Genomic DNA, 18,120 nt, shown 5'->3' with positions numbered 1-18,120 from the left:
TGTCCAACGGCTTCTGCCAAGACCCCGTCACGGAATTGTGGGGATTGCGCGATTTAAGAGAAATCCGTCTTGAACCTCACAGGCGCGTTACCCATTTATCATTTGAGGTTCCCGACCGACGCATGCCTGATGCTGGGTGCGCCACAGGGGTAACGCTTGTCACAAGGAGAAAGCCCATGGACTTCAACAAGTTCACGGAACGGTCGCGTGGTTTCATTCAGGCTGCCCAGACCATCGCAATGCGCGAAAGCCATCAGAAACTATCCCCCGAACATATTTTAAAGGCGCTGCTCGATGACCCCGAGGGGTTGGCGAGCAATCTGATCAAACGTGCCGGTGGCGCGCCCGAGCGCGTGACGCAGGCCAATGATATCGCCATGGCCAAGATTCCGCAGGTGTCGGGCGATGCCGGTCAGACCTATATGGATCAGCAGACCGGCAAGGTTCTGGCCGAAGCCGAGAAACTGGCGCAAAAGGCGGGCGACAGCTTTGTTCCAGTAGAGCGCATCCTGACCGCACTGGCGCTGGTGAAATCCGGGGCCAAGGAGGCGTTGGAGGCTGGGGCGGTTTCCGCCCAGAAGATCAACGAAGCGATCAACGACATCCGCAAGGGACGCACGGCAGACTCTGCATCGGCAGAGGACACCTATGAAGCGCTCGACAAGTATTCCCGCGACCTGACCAAGGCGGCGCGTGAGGGCAAGATTGATCCCATCATTGGCCGCGACGACGAAATTCGCCGCGCCATGCAGGTGCTCAGCCGCCGGACCAAGAACAACCCGGTCCTGATCGGTGAGCCGGGGGTGGGTAAAACCGCCATCGCCGAGGGTCTGGCGCTGCGCATCGTCAATGGCGATGTGCCCGAGTCCCTGCGCAACAAGCGTCTCTTGTCGCTCGACATGGGGGCGCTGATTGCGGGGGCCAAGTATCGCGGCGAATTCGAGGAGCGCCTCAAGGGCGTGCTGAACGAAGTCACCTCTGCCGCAGGTGAAATCATCCTCTTCATCGACGAGATGCATACGCTCGTAGGTGCCGGCAAGGCCGATGGGGCCATGGATGCCGCCAACCTGATCAAACCGGCGCTGGCGCGCGGGGAATTGCACTGTATCGGGGCCACAACGCTCGATGAATACCGCAAGCATGTGGAAAAGGACGCGGCCCTCGCCCGCCGGTTCCAGCCGCTGATGGTCGAAGAGCCGACAGTAGAGGATACGATTTCGATTTTGCGCGGCATCAAGGAGAAATACGAGCTGCACCACGGCGTGCGCATCTCTGACTCGGCGCTGGTGGCGGCGGCGACGCTCTCGCACCGCTATATCACCGACCGCTTCCTGCCCGACAAGGCGATCGACCTGATGGACGAGGCCGCAAGCCGTCTGCGCATGGAAGTGGACAGCAAGCCCGAAGAGTTGGACGCGCTCGACCGCGAGATCCTGCAAAAGCAGATTGAGGCAGAGGCGCTCAAGAAAGAGGACGACGCCGCCTCGCGCGACCGGCTGGAAAAGCTGGAGCGGGAACTGGGCGACTTGCAACAGCGCTCTGCTGAGATGACTGCCAAATGGCAGGCCGAGCGCGACAAGCTGGCCGGTGCGCGCGACATCAAGGAACAGCTTGACCGCGCCCGTGCCGAACTGGACATCGCCAAGCGTGAAGGCAATCTCGCCCGTGCCGGTGAGCTGAGCTATGGCGTCATTCCAGGGCTGGAAAAGCAACTGGCCGAGGCCGAAACCCAAGGCGAAGATGGCGTCATGGTCGAAGAGGCCGTGCGCCCCGAGCAGATCGCGCAAGTGGTGGAACGCTGGACCGGCATTCCCACCGCCAAGATGCTGGAAGGCGAGCGTGACAAGCTCTTGGGGATGGAGGAGAACCTCCACCGCCGCGTGATCGGTCAGAACACCGCCATCAAGGCCGTGGCCAATGCCGTGCGCCGGGCGCGCGCCGGGCTGAACGACGAGGGGCGCCCCTTGGGCAGCTTCCTCTTTCTGGGGCCGACCGGCGTGGGCAAGACCGAGTTGACCAAGGCCGTGGCCGAGTTCCTCTTTGACGATGACAACGCCATGGTGCGCATCGACATGAGCGAGTTCATGGAGAAACACTCGGTCTCGCGTCTGATCGGTGCACCTCCGGGCTATGTCGGCTATGACGAGGGCGGTGTGCTGACCGAGGCCGTGCGCCGCAGGCCCTATCAGGTGGTCCTGTTCGACGAGGTCGAAAAGGCGCATCCCGAGGTGTTCAACGTGCTCTTGCAGGTGCTCGACGATGGTGTGCTGACCGATGGTCAGGGGCGCAAGGTCGATTTCAAGCAGACGCTGATCATCCTCACGTCGAACCTTGGGTCTCAGGCGCTCAGCCAGTTGCCCGAAGGGGCCGATGCCGCCACCGCCAAGCGCGATGTGATGGACGCCGTGCGTGCGCATTTCCGGCCCGAGTTCCTGAACCGGCTGGATGAAATCGTGGTGTTTGACCGCCTTACGCGGCCGCAGATGGACGGTATCGTCGATATCCAGATGGCGCGCCTGCTCAAGCGTCTGGCAGCCCGCAAGATCCAACTGGAACTGGATGACGCCGCCCGCAAATGGCTGGCCGATGAAGGCTATGATCCGGTTTACGGCGCGCGCCCGCTCAAACGCGTGATCCAGCGTGCGTTGCAGGATCCTTTGGCCGAGGCGCTCTTGGCGGGGGATATCCTCGACGGTGCCGTCGTGCCGGTGACGGCGGGACCAGAGGGTCTGATCATCGGCGAACGGGTGGGCAGCACGACACAGGAACCGCCCAAGGATGCGGTGGTTCACTAAATCAAAACCGCCCCTCTGATTGGTCAGGGGGGCGGTTCTGGCCTGATTGCTGGCATTGGTCCTGAGCGATGTGCCGCGCGCGTGGCATACGAACGGCCGCTTCAGCCCAGAGCCCACCCGCTACCGACCGTGACTCCCATCATACCCGTTGCGCGCGGGGCTCTGCCATCCCGCCAGTGCGCCCTCGGCCGGCGCGAACACCTCGACCAGCATCGGATAGCAGGCCGCCGTATCGCTGGTATGCTCGGACGAGCAATCGCCACCGGGACAGGCGCTGAGCGCGCCAAGCAGGTCTATCTCGGCGAAAAACTCCAGATAGTCGCCGGGGCGGACCGGCGACGCCTTCATGAAATACTGCCCCGTATCGCGGGTGAACCCGGTGCACATGAAGACATTGAGCACGTCATGCACATGGGGCTCAGCCTCTGCCAAACTCACTCCCAACTCATCCGCCAAGGCGCGCGTCAGGTTGGAATGGCAGCAATGATGATACTGCACACCTGACAGCAGATTGCCGGTATAGGGATCGCAGCGCGTGCCGATCACGTCATGCACAGAGCCACCGAATTCGTCGATCCCGTACCAGCCCAATGTGTCTTCGACAATCGTGGCCATCGGCCGCAGATGCGGAAAGGATGACCAGAGCCGCTCGCCGCGCGTCATATGCGTGCCATGCAGCGCCCGCGTCTTGCCGGAATAAAACCGCTCAGACAGGTCCGTCGCGTTCCATAGGTTGAGGTCGCCCACCTGTGGCCCCTCGACGCTGGTGATCCGGAAAAACTGACCCGCAGCGACGCGAAAACAGGCGGCCTCGCGCGGAGGGATCACCACGTCTGCCAGCTTCTCTGCGCCCTCGCGCGCGGCGGCATAGAGCGCCAGATCAGGCTGCGCCAGCGTGTCATTGGGATAGCAGATCACCGGGCGCAGCGCGCGGCGGGCCTCGGCATCGGCGGGGGCTTGGGTCATCTCACACCTCTCAGGGATTGCGGGGGTTCACCACGCAATCCAAAGGCGGTTTGCCCGTGGATGTAAAGACCTCTGCCCCGCAGGCCATGCAGCGGTAATAGAACTGCCCGTCGCGATCCTGTCGCCGGTCCGCTCGCCAGCGGCAGGCGCGTGTGCGCCGGTTGGACAGGATCAGCACAAGCACAAAGGCTATGATCAGACCGACCACGACAACCATGCGACTATCCCTTGGCCATTGTCTCTATCATTTCACCGAACCGGCGATAGCTTGCAGCCTGATCCTCGGGCGTCGATCCTGCCGCGGGATGGCCGTCTGGCGCCTCGGCGTAGTCAAAGTTCACGCCGGTCCCCTCGATGATCCGGTTCATCATGTTAAAGAGCGCGCAGACCTGCACCGCCTCATAGAGCGCCGCCTCGGACCAGCCCGCGTCATAGACCGCCTGCGCGTCGCGCTCGATCAGCCTGCTCGGCAGGGTGTTGAGTTTGGCCACATAGGCCAGCACCGGACGTAGTCTTTCGTCCACCGGCGCTGTCTCGAAATCCTCGATCAATGCGTCGATGAGCGCGCCGTCGATCCCAAAGACCTCGGCATAGGCGCGATGCGCGCCGGCACAAAAGGTGCAGGCATTGAGGGCCGAAACATAGGTGGCGATCAACTCACGCTCGCCCACGCTCAATTCCCCGTCGCTGCGCAAGAGACCGTCGGTATACTCCATGAGCGGGCGAACGTTGCGGGGAAACCGCGCGTATAGATCCATCAGATGCGCGGGATCAGGCAGGCTTGGCAATAGGGGCATCAGGTCATCTCCTCTGGTTGCAGGGGACATTCCCGCAGCACGGGTCAAAAGAAAACCCCCGCCGTTTCCGGCAGGGGCCACATCTGCGTGAACGCTCGATCAGGCGTCGTAATACGCGTACATCTGCTCCAAGGCGTCGACGCCCGGTGCTTTGGACTGGTTGGCGGGTGCCTCGGGACTGTAGTAAACCGCCACCCAATCAGGAGTTACGGGTTTCGGGGATGAGACCGGGTTCACGGGTTTCTTGGCCGGGTAAGCCATGGCATTATCTCCATATTTCCTATGTAGGTAACATAAGACGCTGCACCGCAGCATAAACCCACATCGCTGCATCCTCGCCATGCAGGGGGCGCATGGCCCGAAGAGGCCCGTCCGCCCGGTCATCCGATCCAGAGATCCCCCGCCAGACCCAGCGTGAACCCCATAACCGCCCCGAGGGCCGGCAACCAGGTGCGCCCGTCATGCGAGGCGGGCGCGATATCCTGAAAGATCAGGTAGAGGATACCACCCGCCGCGAACATCATGATAAACCCAAGAACGTCGGGCATATCGGTCAAAAAGCTGAATCCAAGGGCGGCGCAGACCGGACCAAGCAGCGCCAGCCCGGCAAAGAAGAGAACGATCCGCCCGCCATGAATCCGGCGGCCTTTCACGACGTCGCGGAATGCGGCAAAGCCTTCGGGCACGTTCTGAAGGAAGATGAGAGCCGCAAGCAGAATGGCCTGCTTGGTCTGCGCTGTCAGCATGGCCCCGATGGCCATGGCCTCGGGGAGGAAATCGAGCAGCATCGCCAGAAGGGAGGCACCGCGCGCGCCACTGGCGGCAAGGCAGCGATCGACCACAAAGAACACGACGCCGCCCCCGGCAAAGGCCGCAAGGGCAACACCCATCGACAAGTCTTCGCGCGCATGCGGCACCAGAACCAGCGCAATCGCCGCAAGCAGCGCCCCACCGCCAAAGGCCATGATGCCATGGGTGGCGACACGCGGCAGTTTGCGACAGGTCGCCGACAGTGCGAGTGCGGCCCCAAGCGGCATGGCCGATCCGGCCATGAGCGCCAGTAGGATCGCGGACCAGAAACCGCTGAAGTCCACGTCGCTTACACGTGCCGCTCGACCATCTGTTTCTTGATCTCGGCAATCGCCTTGGCCGGGTTCAAACCCTTGGGACAGGTCTTGGTGCAATTCATGATCGTGTGACACCGATAGAGCTTGAACGGATCTTCCAGATCATCCAGACGCTCGCCCGTCGCCTCATCGCGGCTGTCGATGATCCAGCGATAGGCATGCAAGAGCGCCGCCGGTCCAAGGTATTTGTCGCCATTCCACCAATAGGACGGGCAAGAGGTCGAACAACAGGCGCACATCACGCATTCATAGAGGCCGTCCAACTTTTCGCGGTCCTCGATGGACTGCTTCCATTCCTTGGCGGGGGCGTTGGTCTTGGTTTCCAGCCAGGGCATGATGCTGGCATGCTGAGCGTAGAAATGCGTGAGGTCGGGGATCAGATCCTTGACCACCGGCATATGCGGCAGCGGGTAGATTTTCACATCGCCCTTGATCTCGTCCATGCCATAGATGCAGGCCAGCGTGTTGATCCCGTCGATATTCATTGCACAAGAACCGCAAATCCCCTCGCGGCAGGAGCGGCGGAAGGTGAGCGTGGGATCAATCTCGTTCTTGATCTTGATCAGCGCGTCCAGAACCATCGGGCCGCAGGTGTCCATATCCACGAAATAGGTGTCCACGCGCGGGTTTTTCCCATCATCCGGGTTCCAGCGGTAAATCTGGAACTTGCGCACGGTCTTGGCCCCTTCGGGCTTGGGCCATGTCTTGCCCGTCGTCATGCGCGAATTCTTGGGGAGTGTGAGTTGAACCATCTTGCTACTCCTTGTCAGCCGCCCAAGAGGGTCAGGCTATTTTGGGCAATACATTGCACCGCTTCGGGGCGCTGCGCGATCTGGATAACCTGCTGCGTGGTCTCGGGCGTCACGCCGGTAACGCTCGCGCTTGCGATCTGAATGATCTCTCCCGCAGAGGCAGCATCAATCACGCAATCGGTGATCGGGGCGGCGTTGAGACCCGGAAAGCGCTGAGAGACGACCGTGTTGACCACGCTCTTGGCCTGCGCGCGCGCAATGCCATCGGCAACCTGATTGGTCGCGTCACAGGCGGTAAGGGCCAATACTGCGGTGAAAGCAAACACAGCGCGCATCATCGGGTCAGTTACCTCTGAGACAATAGGTTGACCCGCCAAACAGGACAGGGGCGTGTGAAGGGCAAGAACCACGCACGCGAACGCTTTGTCTCTGCGCCTGAGTTGCGAAACGCGGGGTAGATGCCCGCCCCAGCCTTTGATCGGCACATTCATTGATACGATCCGCCTGCGCCGGACTCAGATTAGATCCGGGGACGATCCAACTAATGGTGCTACCACCGGGCGGCAGTTCCGACCATGTTGCGCCAAAGCGGGCTTGGCCACGAAACCCCATCTCGTAACGACAATCGAGGATAGCCTTGCGTTGTTCCAGCACCGGAATGCGCGGAGCGGCATTGGCGACGGAGGACGTAGCTACCAGTATCACTAGAAGCGAGGCGAAAACCCCTTGGCTGAAAAACCTTATAACCTGAAACATGCTTTTCTCCCTTAGAACGTCCGTTCCTTTGGTGCGATCTTCTTGAGGCTGATACCGCCCTCATCCTCGGTCGTCAGAGGATCGGTGATGATCGGGCGATAGCTGAGATCGACGGTATTGCCTTCGACCCGCGCAATCGTGTGCACGCGCCATTTTTCATCGTCGCGGGTGCTGAAATCCTCATGGGCATGTGCGCCGCGGCTTTCTTGCCGTGCCTCTGCGCCAAAGATCGTGGCGAGTGCGTTGGGCATCAGGTTGGTCAGTTCCAGCGTTTCCATCAGGTCGCTGTTCCACACGAGGCTGCGGTCCGTGACCTTGATATCGCCCATCTTGCCGGCAACCGCCTTCATCTTCTCGACGCCCTCGGCCAGCGTTTTCGAGGTCCGGAACACGGCGGCGTCGGCCTGCATCGTGCGCTGCATCTCGAGCCGCAACTCGGCAGTCGGAATTTTCCCGGTCGCATGGCGCAGCCCGTCAAAGCGCGTTAGCGCCTTGTCGACCTCAGCCTTGTTGGTGCCCGGAACGGCGGACTCGGCGTCCACCACCTTGCCCGCGCGAATGGCAGCGGCGCGGCCAAAGACCACGAGGTCGATGAGTGAGTTGGAGCCAAGCCGGTTCGCGCCATGCACGCTTGCACAGCCCGCCTCGCCCACGGCCATCAGACCGGGGACGACGGCATGCGGATTGTCCTTGGTGGGATTGACCACCTCGCCCCAATAATTCGTGGGCACGCCGCCCATGTTGTAATGCACGGTGGGCAGAACCGGGATCGGTTCCTTGGTCACGTCGACCCCGGCAAAGATTCGCGCGCTCTCGGAAATGCCCGGCAGGCGCAGATGCAGCGCCTCGGGTGGCAGGTGGCTGAGGTTGAGATGGATATGATCGCCATCCGCCCCCACGCCGCGCCCTTCGCGGATTTCCATGGTCATGCAGCGGCTAACATAGTCGCGGGGGGCGAGATCCTTGTAGTTGGGCGCATAGCGTTCCATGAACCGCTCGCCCTCGGAATTGGTGAGATATCCGCCCTCGCCACGCGCACCCTCGGTGATGAGGCAGCCCGCCCCGAAAATGCCGGTGGGGTGGAATTGCACGAATTCCATGTCTTGCAGCGGCAGACCGGCGCGCGCCACCATCCCGCCGCCGTCGCCGGTGCAGGTGTGGGCAGAGGTCGCCGAAAAGTAAGCACGGCCATAGCCGCCCGTCGCCAGCACGACCATCTTGGCGTTGAAGACGTGGATGGTGCCATCGTCGAGTTTCCAGCAGACCACGCCGGTGCAGGTGCCATCGGTCATCACCAGATCAATGGCGAAATATTCGATGTAGAATTCGGCTTTCTGCTTGAGGCTCTGACCATAGAGCGTGTGCAGAATGGCGTGGCCGGTACGGTCGGCGGCGGCACAAGTGCGCTGCACCGGCGGGCCTTCACCGAATTCGGTGGTATGGCCGCCAAAGGGGCGCTGATAGATCTTGCCCTCTTCGGTGCGCGAGAACGGCACGCCGTAATGCTCAAGCTCATAGACCGCCTTGGGGGCCTCGCGCGCCAGATATTCCATCGCGTCGGTATCGCCCAGCCAATCAGACCCTTTGATCGTGTCATACATATGCCACTGCCAGCTGTCGGGGCCCATGTTGCCAAGGCTTGCCGCAATGCCGCCCTGCGCCGCCACGGTATGTGAGCGGGTCGGGAAAACCTTGGTCACGCAAGCGGTGCGCAGCCCCTGTTCGGCCATGCCCAGCGTCGCGCGCAAGCCCGCCCCGCCCGCGCCCACAACAACGACGTCATAATCATGCGTCTCGTATTCATAAGCAGCCATTTAATACTTCCTCACAGCGCGATCTTGGCGAGGGCAAAAAGCCCGGTGGCGATCAGCCCATAACTTAGGACAGTCACCGCGATAATCAGGCCCCGGCGCATGCTGCCGTGGCTATAGTCCTCAATCATCGTCTGCGCGCCGCTGGCATAGTGCCGCAGCCCGAAAAAGATCACGAGGCCGGTGAGGATTGCCATGCCGGGGTGGGCAAAGGCGGCCATCACCTCGGTGCGGTCGCCGCCCAAAGCGCGGCCAAAGGCCACGAGAAACACCGGGATGATCAGCGCAAGACCCACACCGGACAGCTTCATATACCAGAAATGTTCGGTCCCGGTGCCGGCGGCACCCTTGCCCTCGGCGCGTTTACGTGCGGTCAGGTAGCGCATGATACTCTCCTCAAACCAGCAAAAGCGTGATGACGGTCAGCACGACCGACCCGATGATACAGGCCCAGCCCAGCTTTTCCGCCGTGGGAATATCCATCCCCTTGCCCGCATCGAAATAGAGATGCCGCAGCCCAGCCAGATAGTGATACCACACCGCCCAGAGAGAGAGCGTCAGCACAAGGTCGCCAAACCACGAGGTCAGCACCGCATCGGCCATTGCGAAATAATCGTCAGAGGTCGAAGCCGCCAACAACCACCACACAATCAGCGCTGCCGCCACCACCAGCGCATTGCCGGTGATCCGTGTCAGAATGGAGGTGATCGAGGTCAGTTGCGGACGGTAAATTTGCAAGTGCGGCGAAAGCGGGCGTTCAACCTGTTTGGTTTCAGCCATGGAGCAACTCCTTTGCAGATGGCGGGCGGCGCGATAGCCGTCTTTTGCTGCGCCTTTTGTTATACTTTTTCTCGGCTCTGTCACCTGTCCAGCATGACAAATCCCCCAATTAGGGTCAAATGGCCGCAAAAATTTTGCTTTTGTGATCACGAAAATAATCGTGTGATCACAAAACTGAAGCAAAGGAATCAAGGTTTCCGGCGCATTCCCTCTGAGTCTCTGGCAGACGGGACGCCGGCCACCCTGATGAAATCTTGATCACACAAGAATTTGTGATCACAAATCTCAATCTAACATGAAAAAGCCCGAGTCGTTTCCGACCCGGGCCAATTACAACTGTGTCAGCCGTTCAATGCAGCTTGGCGTCCACATCGGCAATGGCCGCATCGATCAGCGCGTTGCCGTCTGCGGCGGTCATCTGCTTGGCGATCACATCGCGCGCGGCAGCGACAGCCACAACCACGGCCTGATCCCGCACATCGCGGATGGCGCGGGCCTCGGCACTTGCGATCTGCTCCTCAGCGGCCTGCATCCGGCGTGCAATCGACGCCTTTATCTCATCCTTGGCCTCTTCGGCGGCGGCATTGGCTTCGTCCTTGGCGTGCGCCACGATCCGGTCAGCCTGCGCCTGCACTTCCTTCTGTTTGCGCTCATAGCTGGCCAACAGGGTCTGTGCTTCCTCACGCAGCGCGCGCGCCTCGTCGAGTTCCGCCTTGATGCTGACTGCCCGCTCATCGAGCTTTTTGCCTACAAGGCTCGGCACCTTCACATAGATCAGAAACCCGACAAAGAGCAGAAACGCGAGCAACACGACGAAATTGGTGTTGGCGAGCGAAAAGAACGGGCCACTCGCTGCCAGCGCAGGGCTGGCGATAAGAGCGGCAACCATGGTCAAGAGCATCTTTTGCATGGCGCTTATCCTTTCATCCGGGCGTTGACGGCTGCGCTGACCGTTTTCCCGTCTGCCTTGCCCCCCATGACGGCAACGATCTCGGCAGCGGCGTCTTTGGCCACTTCCTTGACGCTGTCCATGGCGTTGGCCCGGATTTCCTCAATTTTCTGTTCGCCTTCTGCGGCGCGCGCCGCAATCTCGGCGTCCGCCTTGGCGGTGGCGGCATCAAGATCCGCCTTGATCTCTGCCTTGGCCTTGGCAACGATCGTCTGCGCCTCGGCGCGGGCATCGGCTAGCGCCTTGAGGTAGGCTTGCTCGGCCTGCTCGGCCTTGGCCTTCAGATCCTCCGCCGCAGCGAGGTCGTTGGTAATGGCCCCCTGACGCTCTGCGATCACCGCCGCAATCCGCGGCAGCGCGATACGCGACAGGACAAAGTAAATCACGACCAGCGTGACGAGGAGCCAGAAAATCTGGTTGCCAAAGGTCGAAAAATCCAGCTGGGGCAGGCCCGGCGTGGATGCGGCTTGACCAGCGGCGTCATGCGTTTCGCTTGCCATGTCGTCCTCCTAGGGGAAAGTTCCGTGTCACCGAGGGCTGGCGATGCGCCACCCCTCGGCCGTAAGGATCAGCTACCCGAGAGACTTAGACAGCGAACATGAGCAGAAGCGCGATGAGGAACGAGAAGATCCCCAAGGCTTCGGCGAATGCGATGCCGATGAACAGCGTCGCGGTCTGACCGGCGGCAGCCGACGGATTGCGCAGTGCGCCTGCGAGGAAGTTGCCGGCCACGTGGCCCACACCGATCGCGGCAGCACCCGAACCGATGCCTGCGAGGCCTGCACCGATGAATTGACCCAATTGTGCGATATCGCCTTCCATGAGATGTCTCCTTACGTTGGAATTGGCATTGCGAGGTTGGTCGTGAGGCGGGCGGACCCACCGTAGTCTGGTTGTTCGTAGGGTGGGTAAAACCCAACCGCCACCCTCAATGGTGCGGATGCAGCGCATCCTTGAGATACACGCAGGTGAGGATGGTAAAGACGTAGGCCTGGATGAAGGACACCAGCACTTCGAGCCCATACATAGCCGAGACCGCAAGGATCGACAGCGGGGCGATCATCGCCACCTGACTGAAGCCAGCGAACACCTTGATCACGGCGTGACCGGCCATCATGTTGCCGGCAAGACGAATGGAATGGCTGACAGGACGCACGAAGTAGGAAATCAGCTCGATCACTGCCAGAATGGGCCGCAGCGCCAGCGGCGCGGAGCTGACCCAGAACAGGCTGAGAAAGGCCGGGCCGTTCTTGACGAAACCGAGGATCGTCACCGTCAAAAACACCATCACAGCCATCACCGCCGTCACCGCGATATGGCTCGTGGTGGTAAAGGCCATCGGCAGGAGGCCAAGAAAGTTGGCGAAGAGGATGAAGAGAAACAGCGTCATGATATAGGGGAAGAACACCAGCGCATCCTTGCCCGCCACATCCTCGACCATCTTGCGGACGAATTCATACAGAAGCTCGGCCACCGACTGCATCCGGGTCGGGATCGTCGCCCGTCCAGAGGTCCCCATTACCAGGAGCGCGATAATCGCGAGAACCGTCAGCGCCATCCACAGCGTCACGTTGGTCAGCGTGAACACGCCCACCGCGCCCTCGCCAAACAGTGGCTTGACTATGAACTGATCCATCGGGTGGAAAACCAGACCACCCTCATCGGCACCGTGCGCTTCAGTCGCCATTCTTTGCCCTCTCATCCCCGCCTTGTGCGGGATCGTTTATGCCCTGCTGGATCTCGGCGGCGCTGCGCATCATCGTCTTGACGCCCGCAGCCATCCCCAGCAACGTAAATATGACAAGGAAAATGGGCATCGTTCCCAAGAGGGAATCCAGCCCGTACCCCATGCCAAAACCGATCATCAGACCGGCCACCAACTCAATCACCATCCGCCATGCCAGTTGAGCCTGCGAATAATGCTCGTCCTGATGGGGCTTTGGCGCGTCCTTGGCCTTGAGCTTGGCGATCTTTGCTTCCAGCTCTGCCAGTCGCTCGCTCTGCTCGGGATCGGTCACGCAGTTCCCCCTCAGGATGTTGCGCACTTGCTAGGCCCAAGGCGCGCATGAGTCAAGCATCCGAACCGTATCAGAACGCTACGCTCAAACCTTTGTTAATGAACGCATTTTGCGCCAAAAGGCCTGAGGTGGCCATTCTGCCGCAACCGCCCCTATCCGCCCAAAGGGCCATTTGCCATATTCAACCGAACGGTTGAGTTTCAGCGCACGACAAAGACCGACACCTTGGCATGCTGGGCAATATAGCCGCCATGCGAGGCAAAGATGTGCTCGAGAAAGCCCGGCACATGACTGGCCACCACGACCAGATCGGCACCAGTCCGTTCAATCGCCTGCATGAGCGCCGACGTTGTTTCGACCTCGGGATCGTGGCTGATGATCGGCTCGGCCTCGACCGTGACGGCGTATTTGGTCCGCAGGTCATCGGCAAAGCGCTTGAGCGTCTGCGAGAATTCGGCAGCGTTGTGACCCAGCTCATTGGGCAGTTCTCCGCCCACGCTGACCACCTTGATCCGCGCCCCGTGCCGTTTGGCGAGATCCCCCGCCACGTTGAGCGCCTTGGTCAATGTGTCCTTGTGGAGCAGATCAACCGGAACCAGGATTGTCGAGAACATGGTCTTTCCTTTCGTGTTTCCGTTTCGCGTCCAACCAGCCTAGCGGCTCTGGCGCAGCCCGACATTGTCACAGATCAACACCAATTTCAGCCCGGTCGGCATGGATCTGCCGTTGACGCGAGGCGCGCGCTTGGGCTTATGGAAGCCATGCACAACGCCCCTGCCCTCGATATGGTCTTTGCCGCCCTCGCCGATCCCACCCGGCGCGCGATCCTGTCGATGCTGCTCGAGGATGACATGGCGGTCACGGATGTGGCCGAACCGTTCGAGATGAGCCTTGCCGCTATTTCCAAACATCTGGGCATCCTCAGCCGCGCCGGTCTTATCAGCCAGGAACGCCGCGGCCGGGTGACCTGGTGCAAGCTGGAGCCGGACGCCCTGCGCGATGCCTCAATCTGGATGCAGAGCTTTGGCCAGTTCGAGGCGGTCAATCTCGATGCGTTCGAGCGGTTCCTGCAAAGCGAATTGCCGGATGATCCCTGACGCCCGCCATATGCCCGAGGCGCGGATCGACATCGTGCCGGGGGCCATCCTCATGCCCTTGCGCGCCGAGACCGGCATGGCCTGTGGCGCACTCGCGCCGGACGGCACGCCCCTGCCTGCGGCACGAACGCTGCTGTCTGCCGGGCGCTTCACAACCGACCCCGCACCGCCCTCCGACGCGCCCGCGCACCTTCCGGGGCGCTGGCTTTTTGCCGGGGTGGGGCGGCACCATTTCGGTCATTTCCTGCTCGAAGCGGCACCCCGCCTCTGGGCTTTGGATCAAGTCTCAGGCACCGTGGATGGCATTGCCCTGCTGCCCATGGCGGGCCGAGACATCGCCGCCGTGCTGCGCCGCCGTCTTGGCCCGCTGCTGGAGATGCTGGGTCAGTCCCTGCCCGTGCACCTGATCGAGATCCCGACACAGGTCGATGAGCTGATCCTTCCGACACAGGGATTTGGCCATTTGCGCTGGAGCGGCGGCACCCCCGAGGCCCGCACCTATATGCGCCGCCACCTCTGCGCCGGGGACGCGCCCGTTGGACCTGAGAAGGTCTATGTCTCGCGCCGTCGCCTCAAGAACCCGGCGCAACAGGTGCCGCATGAACAGCTCATCGAGCGTTGGATGTCCCGCGCGGGGTATGACATCTTTCACCCGGAACGGCACAGTGTGACCGAGCAAATTGCGCGCTACCGCGCCGCCCGCGTGATCGTTGGCCCGGATGGCTCGGCCTTCCACATGGCCGCCTTCGTGATGACCCCCGGCACCAAGGTTGGCCTCATCCAGCGCCGCACCCGTCAGGACACATTCGACGCCATCGCCCGGCAGATCACCTGCTTCTCAGAGGTGGAATTGACCACGACCGCCGCCCTTGCACAGCTTGCACCCAGCAAGGAGGATGATCCGACACCGACCGAATTGCGCCAGTTGCGCGCCGATCTTCAAGCCGCAGACTTCCTCTGAGGGACAAGCGGCGTTGCTGTGCCGCGCGTCTCTTTCGGATCAGCGCAGTCGAATGGTCATGCTCAGCTCGCTAGGATCAATCTTCTGGCCCAATTGGCAAAGTTCCCAACCTGCGCCACACGCTATCTTCGCTGCTTGTACGGGCTCGAACGCTAGCACGCCCAGACGGTGCCCAAAGCGTTCATCCTCGGACAGAATCTTTTTCGCGCTGGCGATCGCGACCTCTTTTGACATCCCATTGGAATAAAGCACATAGATCGTACCCGGCCGCGCCTCGAAAAAGTAACCAAAGTCGTTTTTCGAGGGGGTCACCCCTTTCAATGTGGCGGCCGATGCCGCGTAGCGTCCCTGCCAAACGAATTCATGGGAAAACAGGTTCCAACGCAGGCTTTGCGCTTTCCCGGAACTGTCCATCAGCGACAGATCTTTCAAATTCGCCCTGAATCTCAGATTCCGCTTGCCTCGCCATTTTTTCCCGCAATCCAGCTGGCCGTTCGGCTCAACCGGACAGAATGTAGCCGATTCGAAACGAACACTGCTGCCCGATTTGGCAACCACCATCAGAAAGACTTTCTTTCTGAACGGATCGTCCGCGCCCTGCGCGGCAACATGTATTGGCTGCAACACCGCAAGCAGCGTAACAACCACCAGACTGATCCAGAATTTCGACTTGGACATGCTCAACATCACCTCACCCCACTCATACGCGACATGTTGCAATCACCCGTAACCCTTGGTTGACCGTGAAGCAAGATCGTGTCGCCCAGCATGTATGCAGACTGACCTCAGATCCGACGATCCTCGTCCTTTAACAACAACACCAGCGCCACCACTGTCAGCCCCACCCCCATCAAGACGACCACCGGCGGCAAGGCATGCCCCAGCGCTGCCTGCCAGAGCGTGACCCATGTGGGCGTGAGATAGGTATAGGCCATGACCTTGGCGCTGGGCAGGTTGAGGCTGGCATATTGCAAGAGAACGAATGTCATCGCCGTGGCAAAAACCGCCGTATAAACAATGGTGATCCAGACAATCGCGGGCAAACTTGCCCAATCGGTCGCCCGAATATCGCCCCAACCCGCCGCCGTGATCAGGAGCGCCGCGCCCAGCATGGTGCCGAAGGAAAACACCACCGGCCGCTCGCCGCGATTGAGCAGCCGCACCAGCGGCGTATAGATCGCATGCGCGGCACAGCCGAAGAAATAAATCGCCTCGCCACGCCCGACCTCGAACGCCATGAGCGCCGAGGCATCGGCGCGAAAGATCACCCAGAGCGCGCCAAGCGCGCCCACCGCCAAGGCAAGCGCCATGCGCGGCGTGGTGATCTGGCGCAAGAGCACATAGCCAGCGATCCCCGCCATGATGGGGGTAAGGGTAAAGACCGCCGCTGCCGAAACCGGCGCCGCAGTCTTGAGCCCCTCGAACATCATCACGAAATAGAGGCCCATTGCGCCCCCGAGCAACAGGTAACGCCAGGGCGCCACCCAAGTGGCGCGCGGAATACCCGTGCTCAGCATGGCGCCCGTGCCCACGATCACCGCCGCCAAGAGGAAACGCGGCGCATTGAGTGCCGCAGGTGCCACATGCTGCGCCGCCATCGAGCCCAGCGCAAAGGACCCTGCCACCAACCCCGAGAAACACAGCATCGCCAAATGCCCCTTGAGGGCAGGTGTCATTCCGCCTGCCACGCTGCCGCGCGCTGCTTGAGGTGGCTGAGGAAGGCCTGCACCTTGGTGGTGCGATGCAGGTCCATATGCGTGACCAGCCAGAGCGGCGCCGCCCATTCCGGTCTGGGGGGCATCACCTGTATCAGCCCCGGCATCTCTGCCGCCTGCAACACCGAGGTGAATCCGATCCCGGCCCCAGCCAAAATCGCATTGCGTTGCGCATGCACATCGCCCGAGCGAAACACGATGGCCTCGCCCGGCACATTATCCTGCAACCAGCGCAGAAAGGGCGCGCGCGTCTTGGGATCATCGGCCCCGATAAAACGATGCTGGGCCAGATCCTCGGTGCTCTTCGGCAACCCGTGGCGCGCCACATAACCCTCACTGGCATAGAGTGTGAATTGCTGCTGAAAGAACGGCTGCACCACATTGTCGGGCTGATCCGGCACGGACCCCGCCCGGATCGCCACATGTGCCTCGCCATATTCCAGCCGAAACAGGCGGTCGCCAGTCAGATAGCGCACCACCAGACCGGGATAATCCTGCTGAAACGCCGCCAGCACCGGCACCAGAAGATGGCTCAACCCACCGATCGAGGTCACGACCAACTCGCCCGAGACATCATTGCCCTGTCCCTTGATGCGCCCGGCCAACTGGTTGAACTGGTCATCTGTCGCCTGCGCTACCCGCAGCAGGTCATCGCCCGCCTCAGTCGGGGTGTAGCCCCGCGCGTGCCGCTGAAACAGCTTGACGCCAAGCCGCTCCTCCAGCGCGTCGATATGACGGATAACAGTGGCATGATGCACGCCCAACACCTCCGCCGCCCCGCTCACAGTGCCGATCCGCGCCACATTATACGCGGTCCGCACTTCGTCCCAATTGTCCATCACCGCGATCACCCTGCCCGCTGTCCCGTTCGCCGCGCAACTATGCGGCGGCGGCGCGGCGGTTGCAATCACCTGCGATGCGCGTAGCATAGCGGCTCCCATCCGTTGAGCGCCCCCCGATGAACGTCACACACACCAGCCCGGATCTGCTGATCATCGAAGAGATGCCGTGGTTCATAGCGATCATGCTTAGCCTCTTTACGATGCTCTCTGCCGGGGTGGGTCTTTTGGTGATGCCGCAGAGCCTCGTTGGCGGCCTGGTCTTTCTGCTGGTCGGCGGCGGCATGGGGTTTGCGGGTGTCGGCATCTTTGTCGAACGCCTGCAACTTATCCTCGACGCGGGGGCGGGCACCGCGACGCTGCGCTTGCGCACCATCTTTCGCCACCGCGAGACCGTGTTTGCGCTCTCCGATGTGCTGCGCGCCACGGGTGAGACCACCTTGTCAGGCTCAGCCACCGACATTGACCCCGCCCGCGTGCGCCGCAAACTCCACCGCCCCTCGCTCGTGTTGCGGGATGGGGCGGATGGTGCCCCGCTCCTGCATCCGATCACCGAGATCTACGACAGCAGCCGCTCCTCCGGCGAGGTGGTGCGCGCCATCAACGACTGGCTTGGCACTTTGCGCAGGACCGACCCCACGCTTGACTCCGCGCCGCCGCAGAGCTAAACGCCCTCCCAATCCCGGAGGCCAATGCTTCCGGTCCCGGCCCCGTGTCGGGATCGCCCCCCGTCAGCGCGTTGCGCCCACGGGGGCGT

Annotated in this window: 23 protein-coding genes; 4 read left to right on the top strand and 19 right to left on the bottom strand. The window is 61.6% G+C overall.

Annotated features, from left to right (window positions below):
- Positions 1-176: 176 nt before the first annotated feature.
- Positions 177-2,795 (top strand): ATP-dependent chaperone ClpB, encoded by a 2,619-nt coding sequence (clpB, locus tag ACSSVY_RS13720; RefSeq protein ID WP_454270141.1) that lies wholly within the window; start codon positions 177-179, stop codon positions 2,793-2,795.
- A 120-nt stretch (positions 2,796-2,915) separates the two neighbouring features.
- Here the strand turns inward: clpB and ACSSVY_RS13715 are convergent, their stop codons facing one another.
- The 16 genes from ACSSVY_RS13715 to ACSSVY_RS13640 form a co-directional block, all read right to left on the bottom strand.
- A complete protein-coding gene (locus ACSSVY_RS13715) occupies positions 2,916-3,761 on the bottom strand; it encodes an urea carboxylase-associated family protein (protein ID WP_454270140.1) in 846 nt (281 codons plus the stop codon).
- Between the two features lie 10 nt (positions 3,762-3,771).
- Positions 3,772-3,978: a hypothetical protein gene (locus ACSSVY_RS13710; protein ID WP_454270139.1), complete on the bottom strand. Its 207-nt coding sequence runs from the start codon at positions 3,976-3,978 to the stop codon at positions 3,772-3,774.
- A 4-nt stretch (positions 3,979-3,982) separates the two neighbouring features.
- Positions 3,983-4,558, bottom strand: a complete 576-nt coding sequence (locus ACSSVY_RS13705) for a carboxymuconolactone decarboxylase family protein (RefSeq protein WP_454270138.1) — start codon at positions 4,556-4,558, stop codon at positions 3,983-3,985.
- A gap of 99 nt (positions 4,559-4,657) precedes the next feature.
- Complete coding sequence (locus ACSSVY_RS13700; RefSeq protein WP_454270137.1) at positions 4,658-4,819, bottom strand: hypothetical protein; 162 nt, start codon at positions 4,817-4,819, stop codon at positions 4,658-4,660.
- A gap of 119 nt (positions 4,820-4,938) precedes the next feature.
- A complete protein-coding gene (locus ACSSVY_RS13695) occupies positions 4,939-5,652 on the bottom strand; it encodes a ZIP family metal transporter (RefSeq protein WP_454270136.1) in 714 nt (237 codons plus the stop codon).
- A gap of 5 nt (positions 5,653-5,657) precedes the next feature.
- Complete coding sequence (locus ACSSVY_RS13690) at positions 5,658-6,437, bottom strand: succinate dehydrogenase iron-sulfur subunit (RefSeq protein WP_454270135.1); 780 nt, start codon at positions 6,435-6,437, stop codon at positions 5,658-5,660.
- A gap of 14 nt (positions 6,438-6,451) precedes the next feature.
- Positions 6,452-6,775 (bottom strand): succinate dehydrogenase, encoded by a 324-nt coding sequence (locus ACSSVY_RS13685; RefSeq protein WP_454270134.1) that lies wholly within the window; start codon positions 6,773-6,775, stop codon positions 6,452-6,454.
- A 429-nt stretch (positions 6,776-7,204) separates the two neighbouring features.
- Entirely contained in the window at positions 7,205-9,007 is a 1,803-nt protein-coding gene (gene sdhA, locus ACSSVY_RS13680) for a succinate dehydrogenase flavoprotein subunit (RefSeq protein WP_454270133.1), read from the bottom strand.
- Between the two features lie 11 nt (positions 9,008-9,018).
- Positions 9,019-9,390, bottom strand: coding sequence for a succinate dehydrogenase, hydrophobic membrane anchor protein (gene sdhD / locus ACSSVY_RS13675; RefSeq protein ID WP_009816524.1), 372 nt, complete (start codon positions 9,388-9,390; stop codon positions 9,019-9,021).
- 10 nt (positions 9,391-9,400) lie between these two features.
- Positions 9,401-9,784, bottom strand: a complete 384-nt coding sequence (sdhC, locus tag ACSSVY_RS13670) for a succinate dehydrogenase, cytochrome b556 subunit (protein ID WP_454270132.1) — start codon at positions 9,782-9,784, stop codon at positions 9,401-9,403.
- Positions 9,785-10,133: 349 nt separating this feature from the next.
- The gene (locus ACSSVY_RS13665; protein WP_009816526.1) at positions 10,134-10,694 is read right to left on the bottom strand and encodes a F0F1 ATP synthase subunit B; all 561 of its coding nucleotides are present in this window, start codon (positions 10,692-10,694) and stop codon (positions 10,134-10,136) included.
- A gap of 5 nt (positions 10,695-10,699) precedes the next feature.
- The gene (locus tag ACSSVY_RS13660) at positions 10,700-11,233 is read right to left on the bottom strand and encodes a F0F1 ATP synthase subunit B' (protein ID WP_454270131.1); all 534 of its coding nucleotides are present in this window, start codon (positions 11,231-11,233) and stop codon (positions 10,700-10,702) included.
- 85 nt (positions 11,234-11,318) lie between these two features.
- Positions 11,319-11,555, bottom strand: coding sequence for a F0F1 ATP synthase subunit C (locus ACSSVY_RS13655; RefSeq protein ID WP_009816528.1), 237 nt, complete (start codon positions 11,553-11,555; stop codon positions 11,319-11,321).
- A 106-nt stretch (positions 11,556-11,661) separates the two neighbouring features.
- On the bottom strand, positions 11,662-12,420 hold the full coding sequence (locus tag ACSSVY_RS13650) for a F0F1 ATP synthase subunit A (RefSeq protein ID WP_045683866.1): 759 nt from the start codon (positions 12,418-12,420) through the stop codon (positions 11,662-11,664).
- A complete protein-coding gene (locus ACSSVY_RS13645) occupies positions 12,410-12,751 on the bottom strand; it encodes an AtpZ/AtpI family protein (RefSeq protein WP_454270130.1) in 342 nt (113 codons plus the stop codon). Before ACSSVY_RS13645 ends, ACSSVY_RS13650 begins: the two co-directional genes overlap by 11 nt.
- A 200-nt stretch (positions 12,752-12,951) precedes the next feature.
- The gene (locus ACSSVY_RS13640) at positions 12,952-13,365 is read right to left on the bottom strand and encodes a universal stress protein (RefSeq protein WP_454270129.1); all 414 of its coding nucleotides are present in this window, start codon (positions 13,363-13,365) and stop codon (positions 12,952-12,954) included.
- Positions 13,366-13,512: 147 nt separating this feature from the next.
- Here ACSSVY_RS13640 and ACSSVY_RS13635 point away from each other — a divergent pair, with 147 nt between their 5' ends.
- Together ACSSVY_RS13635 and ACSSVY_RS13630 are read left to right on the top strand one after the other, a co-directional pair.
- Positions 13,513-13,848 carry an ArsR/SmtB family transcription factor gene (locus ACSSVY_RS13635; RefSeq protein WP_454270128.1) on the top strand — a complete coding sequence of 112 codons (336 nt, stop codon included), beginning with the start codon at positions 13,513-13,515 and terminating at the stop codon, positions 13,846-13,848.
- A complete protein-coding gene (locus ACSSVY_RS13630; RefSeq protein ID WP_454270127.1) occupies positions 13,838-14,809 on the top strand; it encodes a glycosyltransferase family 61 protein in 972 nt (323 codons plus the stop codon). Before ACSSVY_RS13635 ends, ACSSVY_RS13630 begins: the two co-directional genes overlap by 11 nt.
- Before the next feature lie 39 nt (positions 14,810-14,848).
- Here the strand turns inward: ACSSVY_RS13630 and ACSSVY_RS13625 are convergent, their stop codons facing one another.
- The 3 genes from ACSSVY_RS13625 to ACSSVY_RS13615 all read right to left on the bottom strand — a co-directional run bounded on the left by ACSSVY_RS13625 (position 14,849) and on the right by ACSSVY_RS13615 (position 17,363).
- Complete coding sequence (locus ACSSVY_RS13625; RefSeq protein WP_454270126.1) at positions 14,849-15,487, bottom strand: hypothetical protein; 639 nt, start codon at positions 15,485-15,487, stop codon at positions 14,849-14,851.
- Between the two features lie 107 nt (positions 15,488-15,594).
- Positions 15,595-16,485 carry a DMT family transporter gene (locus ACSSVY_RS13620; RefSeq protein WP_454270125.1) on the bottom strand — a complete coding sequence of 297 codons (891 nt, stop codon included), beginning with the start codon at positions 16,483-16,485 and terminating at the stop codon, positions 15,595-15,597.
- The gene (locus ACSSVY_RS13615) at positions 16,482-17,363 is read right to left on the bottom strand and encodes a LysR family transcriptional regulator (RefSeq protein ID WP_454270220.1); all 882 of its coding nucleotides are present in this window, start codon (positions 17,361-17,363) and stop codon (positions 16,482-16,484) included. The genes ACSSVY_RS13620 and ACSSVY_RS13615 overlap by 4 nt, the downstream gene beginning before the upstream one ends.
- A 119-nt stretch (positions 17,364-17,482) precedes the next feature.
- Between ACSSVY_RS13615 and ACSSVY_RS13610 the strand changes: the two genes are divergently transcribed.
- The gene (locus ACSSVY_RS13610; protein WP_454270124.1) at positions 17,483-18,031 is read left to right on the top strand and encodes a hypothetical protein; all 549 of its coding nucleotides are present in this window, start codon (positions 17,483-17,485) and stop codon (positions 18,029-18,031) included.
- The last annotated feature ends 89 nt before the right edge of the window (positions 18,032-18,120 follow it).

The sequence above is a fragment of the Roseovarius sp. MBR-51 genome, assembly GCF_053628575.1.
This window is presented reverse-complemented; position numbering and strand designations above follow the sequence as displayed.